The 17788-nt window shown below is 60.6% G+C and carries 14 protein-coding genes; 4 read left to right on the top strand and 10 right to left on the bottom strand.

The window, feature by feature from the left end; translation table 11 throughout:
- The first annotated feature begins 255 nt into the window (after positions 1-255).
- Complete coding sequence (locus HF682_RS18035) at positions 256-2046, top strand: AsmA-like C-terminal region-containing protein (protein ID WP_168878450.1); 1791 nt, start codon at positions 256-258, stop codon at positions 2044-2046.
- 33 nt (positions 2047-2079) lie between these two features.
- On the opposite strand, the gene HF682_RS16515 is transcribed toward HF682_RS18035, so the two are convergent.
- The 10 genes from HF682_RS16515 to HF682_RS16470 all read right to left on the bottom strand — a co-directional run bounded on the left by HF682_RS16515 (position 2080) and on the right by HF682_RS16470 (position 14335).
- The gene (locus tag HF682_RS16515; RefSeq protein WP_168878449.1) at positions 2080-3672 is read right to left on the bottom strand and encodes a cyclic-di-GMP receptor FimW-related protein; all 1593 of its coding nucleotides are present in this window, start codon (positions 3670-3672) and stop codon (positions 2080-2082) included.
- Positions 3673-3769: 97 nt separating this feature from the next.
- Complete coding sequence (locus HF682_RS16510) at positions 3770-4933, bottom strand: pyridoxal phosphate-dependent aminotransferase (protein WP_168878448.1); 1164 nt, start codon at positions 4931-4933, stop codon at positions 3770-3772.
- Entirely contained in the window at positions 4930-5889 is a 960-nt protein-coding gene (locus tag HF682_RS16505; RefSeq protein WP_168878447.1) for an FHA domain-containing protein, read from the bottom strand. The genes HF682_RS16510 and HF682_RS16505 overlap by 4 nt, the downstream gene beginning before the upstream one ends.
- Positions 5877-7136 carry a S1C family serine protease gene (locus tag HF682_RS16500; RefSeq protein WP_168878446.1) on the bottom strand — a complete coding sequence of 420 codons (1260 nt, stop codon included), beginning with the start codon at positions 7134-7136 and terminating at the stop codon, positions 5877-5879. Before HF682_RS16500 ends, HF682_RS16505 begins: the two co-directional genes overlap by 13 nt.
- 70 nt (positions 7137-7206) lie before the next feature.
- Complete coding sequence (locus tag HF682_RS16495; protein ID WP_168878445.1) at positions 7207-9894, bottom strand: EAL domain-containing protein; 2688 nt, start codon at positions 9892-9894, stop codon at positions 7207-7209.
- 74 nt (positions 9895-9968) lie between these two features.
- Positions 9969-10328 (bottom strand): darcynin family protein, encoded by a 360-nt coding sequence (locus HF682_RS16490; RefSeq protein ID WP_168878444.1) that lies wholly within the window; start codon positions 10326-10328, stop codon positions 9969-9971.
- A gap of 81 nt (positions 10329-10409) precedes the next feature.
- Positions 10410-11996: a DHA2 family efflux MFS transporter permease subunit gene (locus tag HF682_RS16485; RefSeq protein WP_168878443.1), complete on the bottom strand. Its 1587-nt coding sequence runs from the start codon at positions 11994-11996 to the stop codon at positions 10410-10412.
- Positions 11993-12637 carry a VC0807 family protein gene (locus HF682_RS16480; RefSeq protein WP_168878442.1) on the bottom strand — a complete coding sequence of 215 codons (645 nt, stop codon included), beginning with the start codon at positions 12635-12637 and terminating at the stop codon, positions 11993-11995. Before HF682_RS16480 ends, HF682_RS16485 begins: the two co-directional genes overlap by 4 nt.
- Positions 12637-13692 carry an HlyD family secretion protein gene (locus HF682_RS16475; RefSeq protein ID WP_168878441.1) on the bottom strand — a complete coding sequence of 352 codons (1056 nt, stop codon included), beginning with the start codon at positions 13690-13692 and terminating at the stop codon, positions 12637-12639. Before HF682_RS16475 ends, HF682_RS16480 begins: the two co-directional genes overlap by 1 nt.
- A 4-nt stretch (positions 13693-13696) precedes the next feature.
- Positions 13697-14335: a TetR/AcrR family transcriptional regulator gene (locus tag HF682_RS16470; RefSeq protein WP_168878440.1), complete on the bottom strand. Its 639-nt coding sequence runs from the start codon at positions 14333-14335 to the stop codon at positions 13697-13699.
- Positions 14336-14500: 165 nt separating this feature from the next.
- Between HF682_RS16470 and prfB the strand changes: the two genes are divergently transcribed.
- The 3 genes from prfB to lysS all read left to right on the top strand — a co-directional run bounded on the left by prfB (position 14501) and on the right by lysS (position 17638).
- A protein-coding gene (prfB, locus tag HF682_RS16465; RefSeq protein WP_168878439.1) for a peptide chain release factor 2 occupies positions 14501-15605 on the top strand; the annotation gives its coding sequence in 2 pieces (ribosomal slippage) (positions 14501-14581 and positions 14583-15605; 1104 coding nt in all).
- 2 nt (positions 15606-15607) lie between these two features.
- Positions 15608-16078, top strand: coding sequence for an Ivy family c-type lysozyme inhibitor (locus HF682_RS16460; protein WP_168878438.1), 471 nt, complete (start codon positions 15608-15610; stop codon positions 16076-16078).
- 45 nt (positions 16079-16123) lie between these two features.
- Positions 16124-17638: a lysine--tRNA ligase gene (gene lysS, locus HF682_RS16455; protein WP_168878437.1), complete on the top strand. Its 1515-nt coding sequence runs from the start codon at positions 16124-16126 to the stop codon at positions 17636-17638.
- Positions 17639-17788 lie beyond the last annotated feature (150 nt).

The following is a 17788-nucleotide window of genomic DNA, read 5'->3' as shown; positions in this document are numbered from 1 at the left end:
CAGCCTCTAATTATGAACGCTCGGACTTTAATTTGCAAAGGAAAAACATTGTTAAGCGCCGATGGATGGCATGATGTGGTTGCTGCAGTGTTGCAGTAGCGCGACGGCGACTGGTGTGATCTGTTACAGCATGTTACATGGCAGCTTGGCAGGGTGTTCATCCAGCATGGGTCAAGCTAGTATAAGCGTGTGCATGGCTGCATGCGGCTTATGCGAGTATCATTGTAATGATGTGATCAGTCAAGGGCGCTATAGGTGGCTGCCAATAACCCGCAATTCCAGACCGGTTTGATCTTTTCCAAAACCCTGCAAGGGGAAGAGGAGGTCAAGTCACGCCAGCTGCAGCTGGAACGGAACGTGCGACTGGTACTCATTCTGGTGGATGGCGTCACGCCTGTTGCGCAGCTGCTGGAGAAAGTCCCCAGCACTGAGAATGTACCCAGCATTCTGGCGCGACTTTGGCGCGAGGGACTGATCGAACCAGCCAGCATGCCATCGCAGGCGCCAGACATGTCGCCGGGCGAACTGGGGCCCGCCAGTCAGACCCCTTTCCGCAACAGCCAGCCGCTGACCCAGCCACCGATCGTTCGCAATGAGCCGGTATGGGGGGATCCTGTGCCGGATGAGCCCCTGACCGAAATGCCGCCCCTGCGTGCAGAGCCACCCTTGCGTGGCGGCCGTAGCGCCACACCAGCCAAGCCGCCGTCTCCGGAGAAGGCCGGTGTGCTGCATCAACTGACACAATGGTGGTCTTCCCGGCGATCCCGCGGGGCTCCCCGGACACGAGTAGATCGCGTCAAAGCCAGTCGACAAGCCGGTTTGATCTTGCTGGTCGGGCTGGTGCTGACTCTGGGCGCGACCGCCGCCTTGCCCTGGCTGCCTATCCAGTGGCAGCCCGCGATTGCCCAGCAGGTGAGTGATGTCTTGTGCGGGCAGGGCTCGCACTATGCCAAAGTACGCGCGGCCATGTGGCCCAGCCCGCATTGGCAGGTTGAAGACATTGCCGGCGACGGATGTACCGCGCCGATTGCATCACTGGAGATCCGTTTTCCCTGGCTGGCGCTGGTGCATCAGGACCTGCCGCCGGATCAATTGTTGCTCAAGGGCATGACCCTGGATGCAGGGCAGCTGTCAGGCTTCCTGCAGCGCAAAGGAGGGGATGGCCGCCTGCCGGTGATCCGCCTGCAGGAGTTCACCTTGAAGCTGGCCGGGCAGGACTGGGCAGGCTTGAATGGTGAAATGACCCTGGAAGCCGCGGGTGTCTCGCACTTGCGGCTGGCAGGGGAGGCCATGAGCTTTACCCTCAAGCGGGAGGGCGCTGGCTATGCGCTGGAGGGGGCGGCAAATGGTCTGAAGATTGCTGGTGTCAGCCTGGATGATGTGTCGGCAAAAGGCGTGTGGTTGAGCGATCGCCTGAACCTGAACGAGCTGGTGGTACGTGCCGCTGGCGGTAGTGCCCAAGGCCGTGGCAGCCTGAGCCTGGGGGCCACCTTGCAGTGGCAGGCCGATCTGGCGGTTCAGCAGCTGGATCTGGCGCGCTGGCCGCGTTCCCCTTTGCTGCCTGAGGGCGAGGCCAAGGGCAATGTGCGTGTGACGGCACAAGGCCAGGATTGGGCTTCCCTGTGGAAGGCCCCGCAGCTGGGTGGCACGCTGGAGCTGAAGCATGGCGTGCTGGCGGGCATGGACTTGCTGGACGTGGCGCAGGCAGAAGCCGCCCAGTTGCCGGGCGGGGGGCGTACGCTGTTTCTGCAGTACCAGACACGGCTGGATTATCGTGCCGGGCAGTGGAGCCTGAGCTCGGGTCAGCTACAAGGACCGGCCCTCAATGCCAGTCTGCATCTGCAAGGCAGTGGCGAGCAGGCGATTACCGGCAGTGTGTCGGTGTCCTCCAGCAAGCTGCGGTTGGCGCCATCAAGCTGGGCCATTCAGGGAGCGCCCGGTCAACTGGGGCTGCGACGCACCAGTGGTGGTGGGGGCATATCTGGCAAAGCGCCCCAATCACCACCCAGCGCATCTACAGAAGAGTCGGCTTCCAGTCCAGGTTGAGCAAGGCCCCGCAGCCGAGGCTGCAGGGCGAGGTCAGGCGGCTTGTTTGGCGAGGACGCGAAACCCGGCGCACTGATAGCTGTGATCACCCAGGGTGGGCGGGGTGAGCTCAATCTCGTAATGCTGGCTGCCCGCCAGCATCTGGCAAGGGTGACGGTCGTCGAGTACTCCGGTTGGCAGTACCAGCGCACGCTTGAGTCCAAGCTCGGCGTTATCCGGGAAATAGAGCGCGGTGGCCTGACGGTTGCCTTGCTGCAGGGTGACTTGGCGGAACTGGGTTGCCAGCAGCTCAATCCCGAGCTTGAGTTTCTGGTCGTTGCTGATCCGGCGCACCACGCCGACGATCAGTTGCTCGCCACGCTGCAGGCCAACCAGGTCTTGCATGTGAATCGGCACTGCATGCTCTTGCTCGGTCATGATGCCGAACCCCCGGATACTCTCGTCCTCCAGCTGCCAGTCCGGGCTGGTCATCAGCTCAACATCGGTTGGCAAAGGGCGCGGGCTGCTGACGCTCCGCCGTTGCAACACTTCCAGCTCTACCGGCTGACGATGGCTGCTGCTGGCCACCGTGCTGCCGCCGGTCAGGTTGTGCAGAATCGCATTCAGGCCGATCAGGATCTCCACTCCTTGCTGGCGGTTGTTGCGCTCAAAGCGGCGTGACGGATATTGATCACGCGACCAGCAGGCCAGGGCGCGCTGCAGGCCGGGTTCGTCCCGGTTGCGCTGGAAGTGTTCACCCAGGCCCAGCTGCGCTGGCACTTCGCCCATTTCCAGCTCGGATTGCGTTTGCTCCAGCGCTTCCAGCAGCGGCTGGGTGTTGATGTAGCGGTAAGCGGCCGCAATCATGTTGCGACGCAGCCGGTGCGCCGGGCGATGTGCCTCCAGATTGATGGCATAAACCTGCCGATGCGGTTTGATATCCCGATCCAGCTGCACCAGCTTGGTCTGCCGCATCAGCCACTGGTCAAGGGCATCAATCTGCCGGGCACTCAAGCCTTCGGGCTGGGCCAGATGCAGCAGGTGCATGCGCAGCAGCACATCTTCACAGCTGATGGCCGGGGTACCGACATGAAGCACCATGGGGGTGCGCGCAAAACGGTGTTCTTCCGCAAACAGGTAAAGGCGATCCAGATTGCGCCACACCCGTTGTCCGACCGGGTGATACTGCAGCAAGGACCACTTGCCCAGTTCGGCAAAAGCAGAGAGGGCACGAGCGGTGGCCATCGGGATGGCGTCTTGCAGTGCACGGCTGGGTTTGCGCTGATAATCGCGCAGCACCAGGCGATAGCCATCTGCCAGTGCCGTCCAGTATGCACGCAGCAGGTCAACCTGTGGCTTGATCAGCTGGGGTTCCCGGTCCAGCTGGCGCAAACATTCGCGCACCAGGCCCAACTGCAAAGGCTGGGCTTTTTCATCAATGTATTGCAGGGTGCGCAAACGTTCCTTGCTGGACAAGCGGCCATTCTGGTTCAGCTCCTGCAGGGATTTGATGATGGCGCGATGGGCGGAGGTCATGTCGCGATCTGCCAGTCCCGCCATCATCTGGGTGGCGGTGGTGAGATCACTGACGGCACCAGACTTGCGGGGACGCAGCAAGGCGGTAATGAAACCCTTGATGTCAAACATGGGGAACACCCTGGAAACGGAATGAGTGGAGTCTGGTTTTTACTATAGCCGAGACTGCGCACTCTGAAGGTGAACAATTGTTATCCAGGGCGGGGGGTTACAGCACCTTTCGCAGGCGCTCTGCCATCTGCTCCAGTCGGGGAACCGGCACCGTATAGGCGAAACGTACGTGCTCGCGGGCGCGATGCTGACCAAAGTCGATGCCCGGTGTGATGGCGACATGCGCTTGTTGCAGTAGCCGTGCGCTCAATGCTTCACAGTCACCGGCCAGTGTGCTGCTGTCGGCATAGACATAAAAAGCCCCTTGCGGCTGGCTGTTGATCCGGAAACCCAGCTGCTGCAACATCGGCAGCAGGGCATCGCGCCGGGATTTCAGTTCCAGCCGACGTTGCTCCAGCAAGCTCAGGGTATCGGGCTGAAAAGCCGCCAGCGCGGCGTGCTGTGCCGGCGTCGAGGCGGCTATGAAGATATTTTGCGCCAGCCGGTTGACGGCATTCAGGTAGGCCTCCGGCACCACCAGCCAGCCCAGCCGCCAGCCGGTCATCTGGAAGTACTTGGAGAAGCTGTTGATCACGAATAGCTGGTCCGACTGGGCCAGTGCGGTATGGGCCGCCTGGTCATAGACCAGGCCCTGGTAGATTTCATCGACGATCAGGCGACCACCCCGTGCCAGCGCTGCGGTATTCAACGCGGCCAGCGCTTCTGCAGACAAGAGTGTGCCAGTCGGGTTGGACGGGGTGGCCACGAGCGCTGCGACCGTGTCCGCAGACCAGTGCTGGGCCAGATGATCCGCAGTCAGCTGATATTGGCTATCCGGGCCGACCGGCAGGTTGACGGCGCGACCTTCCAGCAAGTGTACAAAATGGCGATTGCAAGGGTAGGCCGGGTCACTCAGCAACACTTCCTTGCCGGGGGATACCAGCGCCGCCAGCGCCAGCAGCAGGGCACCGGAGGCACCTGCGGTGATGACAATACGGCGGGCTGGTACCTGTACGCCGAAGCGGCGGGCATAGTCCTCTGCAATGGCTTCGCGTAGCGCGGGCAACCCCAAGGCCGGGCTATAGCCGGTGTGTCCGGCCTGCAAGGCGGCCATGCCCGCCTGGATGATGGCGGGAGGCGTGCCAAAGTCGGGCTCGCCGATCTCCATGTGAATGACATCATGCCCTTGCTGCTCCAGCTGGCGAGCTTGCTCCAGCAGCGACATCACATGAAAGGGGGCGATGAAGCCCAGGCGGCTGGCCAGTGGGGAGGGAGGGGTCATGGCTGCTGGGCTTCCTCATCAAGTTGTTGCTTGAGCTGCTCACTGTCTTTCAGAAAACCATCCAGGCTTTGATCTGCCGTCAGGTGCAGGCCAGGTGGCAGCAAGGTGGTGTCCACATCCAGGGTGTCGCTGGGTGTCAGCGATGCGGCATAGCTGAACATGATCCAGCCCCCCCACAGGATGAAGGCTGCTGCACTGCCGATCCAGCGCAGGGTGCGGATACGCAGCCGACTGGCCAGGCGCAGGTGCAGGTAGACCAGCAGTGCCAGCCCCAGCCCAACGGCAATGAAGCTGAGCCAATCGGCCAACTGGGGCAGATTGAAGGAATAGGACAGCAAGATGTGACCGATTTGCAGCAGCACGCTGCTGAGCACGGCCAGGGTGGCAATGGTACCGTGGGCAAAGAACAAGGCCCGGCCCGTGAAGACCCGACCCAGGGTACCCCACAGGGCTGCCCATACCGGCAGCCCTACCAGCAGCGGCCAGCTGGCGTTCAGGATATCGGGCAGGGCGCGCGGCTGAAAACTGTTCCAGTAGCCGTCAAAGCCGGCCAGTGCCAGGGTCAGCGTGAACAGGAACAGAAACAGCCAGACCCGGTTGATACGGGGTTGCGGCAGGCGCACGGTATCCAGTGGGCGGGTAGGCCCCAGGTTGGCATGCGGGGTGCGCAGGCGCAGTTCGCATTCCCCCAGACGCAGCATCAGTTCGTCACGCAGCGGAGCTTGCTGGATACGGCGCTCGCCGGACCAGCTGCCGTTTTCGCTGTCGCAGTCGATCACGTACAGGCCGTTGTCGCCCAGTTGGATGGACAGATGCAGGGGTGAGACGGTGTCATCGTCCAGGATCACATGGTTGTGATAATCACGGCCCACGGTAACCGGGAAATGCGCCAGCCGGTGACGTTCCTGTACTTTGCCGTGCGCGTCCAGGACTTCCAGGAAGACTAGTTCTGCCATGCGAAGGCCTCGATGAATTGACGGGTCAGCAAACGGCTGTTGTCAAAATTGATGCCAGAGATGGCATAGGTGCTTTGCAGGCCGCGCTGGTTTTCGTTGAGGGTGGCCAGCTTCAGCACCATGTCGTACAAGCCGGAGAGCCGTTTGTATGGGCGCAGGCACAGGGCAACCCGCATTTTCAGCTTGTTGTGCGCCACAAAATCGGTCTGGCAGGCAAAACTGCCGACATCGACCAGCGCACTGCCCAATTCACCGCCCTGCTGGGCAAAGAACTGCTGATACAGATTGTAGAAGCGGAAGCGGTTGACGCCGGGGGCCTCCAGATAGTCATGCTGGAAGCTCAGTTTGCCGGTATTGCTGTCACCATAGAGAAAGATGTCATCCTCACTGGAGCACTGTTGCGAGTAGCGGCGGTAAAGCTGCGAGCCGCTCTGGTCCGTATCTGCCCAACACTTGCTGAAATTGCCCAGGGTACTGGGCACCCGGTAGCCGTGAAACAGGGTGGTCGGCAGGGGGTGTTTGAGCAAGCTGCTACTGATGCGCGCCTGATTGGTCAGCAGCTGGTCACGCACGGCATTGAGCGGGGTGCCACTGTAAGGCTTTTGCTGGAGGAGGCGGAGCGCATAGGTGGCCGGTACCAGAAAGCCGATCTGGTTGCCTGCAGTGGCAACATTGATGCCCACCACCCGGCCATCGCCCAGAATGGCAGGGCCGCCACTCATGCCGCTGTTGATGGCGCCGGTGTAATGAATCTTCTCGTAGAGTGAGCCCACCAGCAGACCATTATAGGTGCCTTCGACAATGGTAAAGCCCAGATCATGCGGGGTGCCGATCGCGTAGACGCGGGTACCTTTTGGTGGCGCGGTGGGTTCAATCTGGAAAAAATCGTTGGCAGGACGCCCGGTTTCCACGACGGCGAGGTCATGAATGACATCCACATTCACCACTTTCAGCGGGCGGACCTCGCTGTCGCTGTAGAACACCTCGCCACGGTACAGGTCCGGACGGAAGACCAGGTCGGAGATGACATGGTAGTTGGTGATGATCTGACCGCGGCTATTGACGATAAAGCCGGAGCCTAGCGAGGTTTTTTCGTTGGCACTCTTCTCCAGAATGCGCAACTGCACAAAGCGCTGCTTGCTCTGCTCAAACACGGCTTCTGTGCTGGGCGCATTGTCTGCCTGACTGGAGAGGGGCAATACGCCAAGCAGCAGGGCAAGGCCCAGTTCAAGAAGGGTACGGCGCATGGTGATCAGGCCATTCGGGCAAAAGCGGTATTGTAGCCTGATTTGGCGGCCCGGCGGTGTGGCTTCACGGTCAGGGTGAGGAGGGGGAGAGCGCCGGCTGGGCTTCTTGTTCACGCAGTAGTTGTTGCAGCAGGTGCGTGGCATCGACCGGTCGGCTGAACAGGTAACCCTGCATGTAGTTGCAGCCGATCTGGCGCAAGAAGGTTGCCTGCTCTTCCTGCTCGATGCCCTCTCCGGTCACTTCAATACCGAGCGAGTGCCCCATGTTGACGATCATCGACACCAATTGGCTGTGGTTGCTCGAACCGGGGACGCCGCTCATGAACATGCGGTCGATCTTCAGCTTCTGCACCTGGAACTGCAGCAGGTAGTTGAACGAGGCGTGACCTGCGCCAAAATCATCAATGGCAATCGAGATGCCCAAGGTACGCAGCTGTGCCAGATTGGCTCCCAGTGCGGGGGAGGGCTCCAGCATGATGCGCTCGGTGAGCTCCAGCTCCAGTGCGCGTGGCGGCAGATTGTGGCGGGCCAGAATCTGTTCCAGCATGACCGCCAGCCTGGGGTCATGCAGTTGTGCGGCAGACAGGTTGACCGCCACCGGCAGCAGACGGCCACACTGGTTGCGCCAGAGGGCAATTTGTTCCCCCGCCGTCTGTAGTACCCAGTTACCGATCGGAATGATCAATTCATTGGCCTCTGCCAGTGGAATGAACTGGTCTGGCGGTACCATGCCCAGCGTGGGGTGCTGCCAGCGCAAGAGCGCTTCGACTGCAACAATGCGCCCGCTACGGCTCTCTACCACCGGCTGGTAATGCAGCATCAACTGCTGCCGCTCCAGCGCATGGTGCAGATCGTTACTCAGCAATTGTTGCCGGGCCATTTGTGCCTTGACCTCGGTATCAAACAAAGTCCAGCCCTGATAGGCCTGCTGCAGGTTTTGTTGCAGGGCCAGTTCGGCGTGTTGCAGCAGGCTGTGGAAATCGTCTGCATCGCGGCCATGTACGCTGATCCCCAAGCGGGGGCGCAATACCAGTTGGTGGCCTTGCACCGACAAAGGCTGGCTCAGGTTGCTCAGCAACATATCGATCCGCTGCTCCAGCGTGAGGGGGGGCGCAATGTACAGCAATAAAGCGAACCGTGTGCGCCCTATCCGGGCGAAGGCCTCTTGGCCGTACAGCAAGGGTTGCAGGCGCTGTACCAGTTGTGCCAGCAGGACTGGCCAACCGCCAGGCCCCAGCAAACCCGAGAAATCGTCCTGCAGGTTCAGGTCCAGCAGGGCGCATACCCGAGTGGTGGTGTCTGCCGGGTTGCGCTGCTGCCACTGCATCTGCAGATGCAGGGTGTTGGGGGCATTGCTTTCAGCATCGTAGTAAAGCTGGCGGTATAGCTGTCCCTCGACCTGGCTGCGGGCACTGCGCTCCTGCTGCAAGGCGATGAAGTCTGCCAGTGCCGCCAGGTAATTCAACTCGTCTGAATGCCAGTTGTGTCCGGCTACAGCGCCTGCACACAGCAGGCCGCCAAACTCCCCCTCATGTTGCAGCAGCTGCCAGGCCAGACTGGCGGGGTCGGACAAGTTGGCTTGCAGTATCACGGCATGCATGGCCGGGTCAGGTGGCTCTGACACCACCGTATGTTGTTGCATCAGCCGCTGCCGGTGTGGGGCACTGAGCGGGAAAGGGATGCACTTTCCCAGCAAAGCCTGAGCCGATTCCGGGCTGACATGGGTGCAGCGTAGCTGCTGTTGTACAGGCTCCAGTTGCCACAAGCTGATAAAGGGGCGCTGCAGGGTATGCACTGCAATGCCCAGGATGTGATCAATTCGCTGGTTCAATGGCAGCACCTGGGTGCTGGTCGAGCTGACCATGGTACGCAGGCTTTCCCCTTGCTGGATCAGCCGATGGCTGGCTGCCGCGGTGCGTCGTTGCCCTGCGCGGATCACGGTAGCCAGCCAGCCGGCCAGCCCCAGCAGCAAGCCACAAAACAGCAGAACGGGTAGCCACAGCCGCTGCAGCATGCGTGCTCCTGGCTGCTGGACTTGCCAGACCAGGTAGCCGAGCGTGCTGTTGTCGGGTGTCAGCAGAGGGATATAGGTGGGCTTGGCCGGATCCGGACGGGCCTGCAGGATGAGGCGGTCCAGGACCAGCTCCTTGCGGATGGCGTCGAGATACTGCGCTGAGATTTGCCGGTAGAACACCATATAGCGATGTGAGCGCGCAACATTACCGGCGGTTTGCTTCTGTATGGGCATGAAGGCCACCCAGTAGTAGTAATTGCCTTCTCGCAAAACAATGGACTGGGCGCGGGAGACGGAAGTGCTGGGGTGACGAGTCGCACTTTGCAGGGTACTCCAGCCCGGCAGCACGGTGGCGCTGCGGAAACTGCGCTCGTGGCCCTGCTGCAGAACGTAATACAGCAAGGCATTATCGGGGTCGAAAATGGCCGCCGTATCAATCTGGAAGTCCGAGTAGATGGTCGGGGTCAGATTGGAGCGTAGCCACACCAGATCAGGTGCACTGTCGTCGGGGATGCGGATGGCCATGTCATCCCATACCGCGTAATCCCGCAGCTGTTTGACCAGCAGTGTTTGTTCCGCCAGCAAGCGGGTGCGCAGTTGCTGGTTGGTGTGCAGGGTGAAACTTTGATCCTGCCAGCGGGCGGCCAGCCACACCATCAGCATGAAGCCGGACAAGGACAGCATGACCAGCAGGCTGAACGGGACTAGCGGCTTGAGCAGGGTGTCGCGGGTGAGTCTTGGCACGCAGACCTCAAGAAATCATGAACCTATGATTCCCATTATAGGTGGCATGCAGGAAACTGACAGCTCTGCGCGCCTTACAGCGGAATGGTCAGCAGGTCTTGGCCTTGCGCCGGAGCGGCTTCATAGCTCTCCAGACTGCTTTCGACAGTCGGCAGAATGGCTGCGACCGTGAAGTAAGGTTTCTGAATGACCTCGGAATCACGGATGGCGTCAATCAGGGCGTAGTAAGACGGCAGGTCATTGGTTTCCAGCATGATGATGTCGCTGACCTGGGCCGAAAAATACTCACCGTCAAAGAAGCGGACGTTGACCGCAGGGAAGCGGGCAAACACCGGAAACAGCTGCTGGGCAATGTACTCGCTGCGCGCTCGCCGGGACAGGGCCAGCCAGGCGGGGGTGGCGTTCAGATGAATGAAAAAGGTGTGCTTGAACATGGCCGGCAACCCGCTGCAAGGATGTGAGGCGGGCCATTCTGGCCTCGACGGGCTTGCCCTGTCAATGCCGTCTGCGTGCTGTCAATGCGCGTCACTACTGATGTTACCGGCGCGTGTCTTTTTCATGACGGTCAGCAGGGGCAGGACCAGCAGCATCACCAACCCAAAGCCAAAGAACAGCTGCTCGTACGACAGCATGGCGGCCTGCTTGCTGATCTGGTTGCTCAAGGTGGCCAGGGCACGCGCCTTGGCCACCCCTTCCGACGGGGAGAGGCTGGCAAAATGCTGCTGCAGTGCCTGCAGGCGCTCCTGGGTGGCCGGGTCGTTCAGCGCAGTATGCACCAGCAGGCTGGAGCGATTGGCGTTTTGCAGGCTGCTCAGCAAGGTAGCCGAGACGGCGATGCCCACACTGCCACCCAGCTGGCGGCACAGGTTGTAAATCCCGGTTGCATTCGGCGTTTCATGCAGCGGGATGTTGGCCATGGCCACACTGCTGAGCGGCACAAAGATCAGCCCGAGCCCGATGCCCCGCAGTACCAGTGGCCAGAAAAAGTCATCAGCACCCGACAAGGTGGTGAAGTGTTGGTGCTGCCACATGGAGAACAGGAAGATCACCACGCCGGTGAAGATGATGCGGGTGGGTTTGACCCCGCGCTGCAACAGTTTGCTCGACATCATCATCATGATGCCGCTGGCAATGGCGGAAGGCAGGATGGCCATGCCGGTCTGCCAGGCATTGAAGCCCATCAGGGTCTGTACATATACCGGAAACACAAACACCGTACTGTACAGGGCCGCGCCCAGAATGAAGCCAAAGATCATGCCCGCCGCAAACTGCTTGTCCTTGACCACGCGGACATCCACAATCGGATGCTCGATTTCCAGCTGACGGATGATAAAAGCAGACAGTCCCAGAATACTGGCCACGATATAGGTGATGACCTCGTTGGATTCCAGCCACTCCAGCCGTTCGCCCCGCTCCAGCAAGGTTTGCAATGCCCCGACACCGATCGCCAGCAGCAGCAAGCCGATATAGTCCACCGACTCAGCCTTCTTGCCATGTCTCGAGTCCGGCACAAACTGCAGGCTCAGCAGCAACGCCAGCGCGCCCAGCGGAACGTTGATGTAGAAAATCCACGGCCAGGAGTAGTTTTCGGTCAAATAGCCGCCGACGGTAGGTCCCAGCATCGGGCCGACCATGATGCCCAGGCCGAAGATGGCGAATGCACTGCCCATTTCTTGCGGCGGGAACACTTCGGACAAGGTGCTTTGCGCGGTCGACAGCAGACCGCCACCACCCAAACCTTGCACGATGCGCCAGAACACCAGCCCACCCAGCGAGGTGGCATTGCCGCACGCTACAGAGGAGATGATGAAGACAATGATGGAGAAAGCAAAATAATTGCGCCTGCCAAACTGGACCGACAGCCAGCCGGAGATCGGCAGCACGATCACATTGGCCACCACATAGCCAGTCGACACCCAGGCAATCTCGTCCAGCGTGGCTCCAAGGGTACCCATCATGTGCGGGATGGCAACGTTGACGATGCTGGTGTCCAGCAGCTCCAGCACTGAAGCCAGCGTCACGGTGAGAGCAATGATATAGCGGCTGGCGTACTGCGATTCCTTGCTGGTGGTGCGTGCCAGACCCGGTAGCCAGGGTTTCATGCGGGCACTTCCTGTGTATCCGGCTGGCTGAGCCGCTGCTTGAGCTGGCGGCGGAAGCGGGCGGTCCATAGCCCCAGCAGTGCAAAGCTGCCATACAGAACGAAGGGTGAGATCGCCAGATAGTGGGCGATGGGCAGGCTCCAGGCCAGGCTGCTGCGCAGCGCGGCCTCGGCCAGCATACCGCCGCCCCACACCAGCGTCATGGTGCGCAGCGCTTGCTGCATCACCGGGTGGGATTGTCGTTGCTGGAAGCGCAAGAGTGCTTCGTGGCCCTCACGTCGCAGGGTGGCTTCCGCCAGGTGGTACAACACGGGCCGACGTGCCAGTAGACTCAGCAGGGCCAGTACCCCCAGCACACCGGTGATCAGCGACTCACGCACCAGCAGCAGGCGCGGGCTTCCCCCCAGCAGCAAGGCCAGCAGCGACAGCGCAATGCCCAGCAAGCTGACCAGAGACAAGGCATCCAGCCGGCGGTGCCACAGCCATTCCACGCCGCTCCACAACAGGGAGGGCAGCGCGGCATAGATCAGGGCACGGGTGTCGCCGACGCTGGACGACCAATGCTGGTAAATCCACCACGGCAACAGGATGTTGACCGCCAGATCAAGCAGCAGCATGCGGCGCTTGAGCAGGGCCTCCATTACATGACCACCGTTGCGACCACACTCATGCCCGGGCGCAGGGGGTAGTGTGCCGGGTCCAGCTTGTTCAGGCGTATCTTCACCGGCACCCGCTGTACCACCTTGGTGAAATTGCCGGTGGCGTTGTCAGGCGGCAACAAGGAAAAGCGTGCGCCGGTGGCGGCAGACACCGAATCCACTTCACCTTCAAACGCATGGCCGGGGTAGGCGTCCACTTCGACTTCAACCTTCTGCCCGGCGTGGATGCGGCCGATATCGGTTTCCTTGAAGTTGGCGGTGACCCACAGATCATTTTCCGGCACTAGCGACAGCAAGAGTTGGCCGGGCTGCACCAGTTGGCCGGGCTCCAGCGATTTTTTGCTGACCCGGCCGGCGACGGGGGCCTTGATCTGGCTATAGCTGAGCTGCAAGGCGGCGTAATCACGTGCGGCACGGGCGGATTGCACGCGTGCTTCGGCCTGCTTCAGGTTGGCACCGCCGACCTGCACCTGTTCACCGGCGGCGTGGGCATTGCTGCGCATGGCCTGCAGATTGGCTTCGGCGGCTTGCAGATTGGCTGCTGCGGCGTCCAGCTGTTGCGGCGGCAGGAATTTTTGCGCCACCAGAGACTGGATACGCTGGTAGTCCTTGCGCGCCTTGTCGGCGTTGGCTGCCGCCTGCTGGATGTTGGCGCGCGCAGCAGAGGCATTGGCTTCTGCCACGCTGATCTGCGCCTGGATCTGTCCGGTCTGGCCCTTTTGCCCGACGGCAGCCTGGGCGGCGGCCAGCTCGGCTTCGGCCTGGTTCAGGCGTGCCTGCAAATCACGGATGTCCAGCACGGCAATGACGTCCCCAGCTTTGATCAGCTGGTTGTCTCGCACACTGATCTGGTCGATATAGCCTCCGATCTTGGGCAGTACCGGCACAATATGGCCTTCGATCTGGGCATTGTCCGTGCTGACATAATGGTTGCCATGCCACCACTTGTAGCCGAGACCGGCGCCAATGCTGAGGGTGGCCAGCAGCAAGACCAGGCGGGCTTTGTTCTGTTTCTTCGGCGCAGCAGGGGTATCCATGGGGTCAGTTCCGCTCAGGGTGGGCGCGCAGGCCGTTCAGTTGCAGATTCAGGTGGAAATCCACATAGTCGCGGGGCGTCATGTCGCTCGATTCGAACGCAGCGAAAGAATGCAGCCAGATGTGATACAACAGGATAGGCGCGATCAGGTTGCGTGCCGCCAGCAGGGTGTCCATCGGTCGGAATTCGCCGGAAGCCACCCCTTTGTCCAGCACACTGGCAAACAGACGGCGACCACGCAGTACCACCTCTTGATGATAGAAGGCCGCAATCTCCGGATACTGATTGCCATCTGACAGCATGACCTTGGTCAGGCACACGCCTTTGCGCTCCAGCAGTTTTTCGACCCAGCTGTGGGTCAACGCCTTTAATAACTCGGTGGCACTGCCTTCAAAGCTGGCGACGCGGGACTCTCCCAGCTCCAGCATCGGCACCACCATCTCGCGGATGGCGCTGAAGAACAGCTCTTCCTTGCTGTCGAAATAGAGGTAAACCGTACCTTTGGTGACGCCCGCCAGTTTGGCGACTTCATCCAGCTTGGTGGCGGCAAAGCCACGCTGCGTAAACAGGGTCAGTGCGGCGTCGATGATTTCCTGGGGGCGGGCGTCTTTGCGCCGTTGCCAGCGGGTTGAGGTGTCGGTCATGGTCTTTAAAAATAACTAACTGGTAAGTTATTTTAATGGTGTGGCAATGGAAGTCAAGCATTCCTTGCCTGCTTTGAAATGCTGCCAGCCCGTTACAGTCATGTATAATCAGTCGTTTAGCTTGAATCGCGCACCTTTGCCGGGTGCGCCGTAAGGGAAAGAATCATGGAAATCGAACTGCAGAATGCCATCGACAACAATCTGGCAGACCTGACCGAGCGCACCGCGTCGCTCCGGGGGTATCTTTGACTACGACCGCAAAGCGGAACGTCTGGAAGAAGTAGACCGGCTGCTGGAAGACGCAGCCATTTGGAATACCCCGGAAAAAGCGCAAGAGCTGGGTCGTGAAAAGAAAGCCCTGGAAGGCGTGGTGCTGATGCTGGCCCGTGTGGACCAGACCCTGCGCGACGCACGCGAACTGTTTGACCTCGCCAAGCTGGAAGACGATACCGACACCATCGCAGCGGTGCAGGACGACATCCAGGGCGCGCAGGCGGAAATCGAGAAGCTGGAATTCCGCCGCATGTTCAGTAATCCGCAAGATCCGAACAGCTGCTTTGTGGACATTCAGTCCGGGGCCGGTGGTACCGAAGCCCAGGATTGGGCAGGCATGCTGTACCGCATGTATACCCGCTATGGGGAGCGCAAAGGCTTTACGGTAGAGGTGCTGGAAGAATCCGAAGGGGAAGTGGCCGGCATCAGTAGCGCCACCCTCAAGCTGACCGGTGAATATGCCTACGGTTTCCTGCGTACCGAGACCGGGGTGCACCGGCTGGTGCGGGTGTCACCGTTTGACTCCAATGCCCGTCGCCATACCTCGTTTGCCAGTGTGTTCGTCTATCCGGAAGTGGACGACAGCATCGAGGTGGACATCAACCCTGCAGACCTGCGGGTGGATACCTACCGCGCCAGCGGTGCCGGTGGTCAGCACATCAACAAGACGGACTCTGCGGTGCGGATTACCCACTTGCCGACCAATATCGTGGTGCAGTGCCAGAATGACCGCTCGCAGCACAAGAACCGTGCCGAGGCGATGAGCATGCTGAAGGCGCGTCTGTACGAGCTGGAGCTGCGCAAGCGCAATGAAGAAAAGCAGGCGCTGGAAGCGGGCAAGTCCGATATCGGCTGGGGCCACCAGATTCGCTCCTATGTATTCGACCAGAGCCGGATCAAGGATTTGCGCACCAATGTGGAAGTGGGCAACCTGAAGAGTGTCATGGACGGTGACCTGGACATCTTCATTGAAGCCAGCCTGAAGCAAGGGGTGTAAGCATGCGTATGCGTCTTGCTGCCCTGGCTTTGCTGTGTCCGCTGCTGGCCTTGGCGCACGGTGGCCATGGCAGTAACCCGGCAGACTGGCCGGAGGCTTACCGCCGCTATGCGGGTAAACCGGCGGAGGTGGTGGCGCGGCAGGCGGATGTTCGGCAGGCCTGGCAAAGCCTGCTGCAGCCGCTGGCAACGCAATACCCCTGGCTGGCGCAGTTCGGTACGCAGCGCCCCAGCGAGCTGGCTGGCTTCAATGCCCGCCAGTACCTGCTGTACGAAGGTTGCCGCCCGGATGATTGCGATGGCGAGCGCTACCTGATGCTGTTTGACCCCAACAGCGGCAAGGCTTGGGCCGCGCTGCGGCTGGATCAGCACGCAGAGGGCAAGACTGCAACCACCCGCATCCAGTGGCTGGGCGCGCCTGACGAGCCCACGCTGACCTATATGGCGAGCCACCTGTTTGAATTTGCCGATTGAGCGATCAATCGTCCCTGTTTATTTGGATTTGAGACCGGACCCATCATGACTGACAAGCACGCGCCCGACGCCGCGCAGGAACCCGTCAACGAAAACCAGATCATTGCCGAACGTCGGCAGAAGCTGACCGAACTGCGTCAGCACGGTGTGGCTTTTCCCAACGACTTTGATCGCACCCACTACGCTGCAGACCTGCACGCCGCCTACGACGAGCTGGATAACGAGGCGCTGGAAGCCAAACAAGTGGAAGTGGCGGTGGCAGGGCGCATGATGCTCAAGCGCGTGATGGGCAAGGCGGCGTTTGCGACGGTGCAGGATAGTGGCGCACGCATTCAGCTCTTTATTGGTGTGGATCAGGTTGGCGCTGATGCGCTGGCGGCGTTCAAGCATTGGGACATGGGCGACATCCTCGGTGCCCGTGGCACCATGTTCAAGACCAAGACCGGCGAACTGTCGGTCAAGGTGACCGAGATTCGTCTGCTGGCCAAGGCGCTGCGCCCGTTGCCAGAGAAGCATCATGGTTTGACCGATACCGAGCAGAAGTATCGCCAGCGCTATCTGGACCTGATCACCAACGAGCACACCAAGCTCACCTTTATTCGCCGCTCCCGCATCATTCAGGGGGTGCGCGAGTTCATGACCGCGCGTGGCTATCTGGAAGTGGAAACGCCGATGATGCACCCGATCCCGGGCGGCGCCAATGCCAAGCCGTTTGTGACCCATCACAACGCACTGGATATGCCGCTGTACCTGCGCATCGCCCCGGAGCTGTACCTCAAGCGCCTGGTGGTGGGCGGCATGGAGAAGGTATTCGAGATCAACCGCAACTTCCGCAACGAAGGCATGAGTACGCGGCACAACCCCGAGTTCACCATGATGGAGTTCTACGAGGCCTACCGCGACTACCGCTACATGATGCAGATTACCGAAGACGTGATCCGCCATGTCGCCAAGCAGACCCTCGGCACCACCCATATACAATATCAAGGCAAACCGCTGGACCTGTCCAAGCCGTTCGCCCGCTTCACCGTCAGCGAAGCCATCCGTCACTATCATCCTAACTACACGGCCGAGCAGCTGAATGACCGCGCCTTCCTCAAGGAAGAAATCAAGCGTGTGGGCGGCAAGCCGGTGCTGACCGATGGTATCGGTGGCCTGCAGTTCTCCCTGTTTGAAGAAACCACCGAGCAGCTGCTGTGGGAGCCGACCTATATTGTCGATTATCCGGCAGAGGTGTCGCCGCTGGCCCGCGCGATGGACAGCGACCCGCGCTATACCGAGCGCTTCGAGCTGTTCATGGTAGGCCGAGAGCTGGCCAACGGCTTCTCCGAGCTGAACGATCCAGAAGACCAGGCCGAGCGCTTCATGGCCCAGGTCCGCGCCAAGGATGCGGGCGACGACGAAGCCATGCACTTCGACGCCGACTACATCCGCGCACTGGAACACGGCATGCCACCGACCGGCGGCTGCGGTATCGGCATCGACCGGCTGGTCATGCTGCTGACCGACAGCGCCTCCATCCGCGATGTGGTGCTGTTCCCGCAGATGCGCCCGGAGTAAGTAGCGACGCGAGCGCTTTATATACATACAACAACACCGCCTGATGGCGGTGTTGTTGTATGTGAAGTCAGGAAAGACACCTTGAGAGGTGATTGGGGCGGCTTATCGAGGCAAAAAACGCGCAACGCGCCGTCGAATTTCCAGTCAGGA

The sequence above is a fragment of the Leeia aquatica genome (genome assembly GCF_012641365.1).
GTDB lineage: Bacteria > Pseudomonadota > Gammaproteobacteria > Burkholderiales > Leeiaceae > Leeia > Leeia aquatica.
Note: the sequence above shows the minus strand (reverse complement) of the source record. Positions and strands in the feature narration are given on the sequence as shown.

Bases quoted from the DNA above. Each gene is read 5' to 3' on its own strand.
- HF682_RS16515 (WP_168878449.1), bottom strand. From the start codon at position 3,672: ATGTTTGACATCAAGGGTTTCATTACCGCCTTGCTGCGTCCCCGCAAG.
- HF682_RS16510 (WP_168878448.1), bottom strand. From the start codon at position 4,933: ATGACCCCTCCCTCCCCACTGGCCAGCCGCCTGGGCTTCATCGCCCCC.
- HF682_RS16505 (WP_168878447.1), bottom strand. From the start codon at position 5,889: ATGGCAGAACTAGTCTTCCTGGAAGTCCTGGACGCGCACGGCAAAGTA.
- HF682_RS16500 (WP_168878446.1), bottom strand. From the start codon at position 7,136: ATGCGCCGTACCCTTCTTGAACTGGGCCTTGCCCTGCTGCTTGGCGTA.
- HF682_RS16490 (WP_168878444.1), bottom strand. From the start codon at position 10,328: ATGTTCAAGCACACCTTTTTCATTCATCTGAACGCCACCCCCGCCTGG.
- HF682_RS16485 (WP_168878443.1), bottom strand. From the start codon at position 11,996: ATGAAACCCTGGCTACCGGGTCTGGCACGCACCACCAGCAAGGAATCG.
- HF682_RS16480 (WP_168878442.1), bottom strand. From the start codon at position 12,637: ATGGAGGCCCTGCTCAAGCGCCGCATGCTGCTGCTTGATCTGGCGGTC.
- HF682_RS16475 (WP_168878441.1), bottom strand. From the start codon at position 13,692: ATGGATACCCCTGCTGCGCCGAAGAAACAGAACAAAGCCCGCCTGGTC.
- HF682_RS16470 (WP_168878440.1), bottom strand. From the start codon at position 14,335: ATGACCGACACCTCAACCCGCTGGCAACGGCGCAAAGACGCCCGCCCC.
- HF682_RS16460 (WP_168878438.1), top strand. From the start codon at position 15,608: ATGCGTATGCGTCTTGCTGCCCTGGCTTTGCTGTGTCCGCTGCTGGCC.
- lysS (WP_168878437.1), top strand. From the start codon at position 16,124: ATGACTGACAAGCACGCGCCCGACGCCGCGCAGGAACCCGTCAACGAA.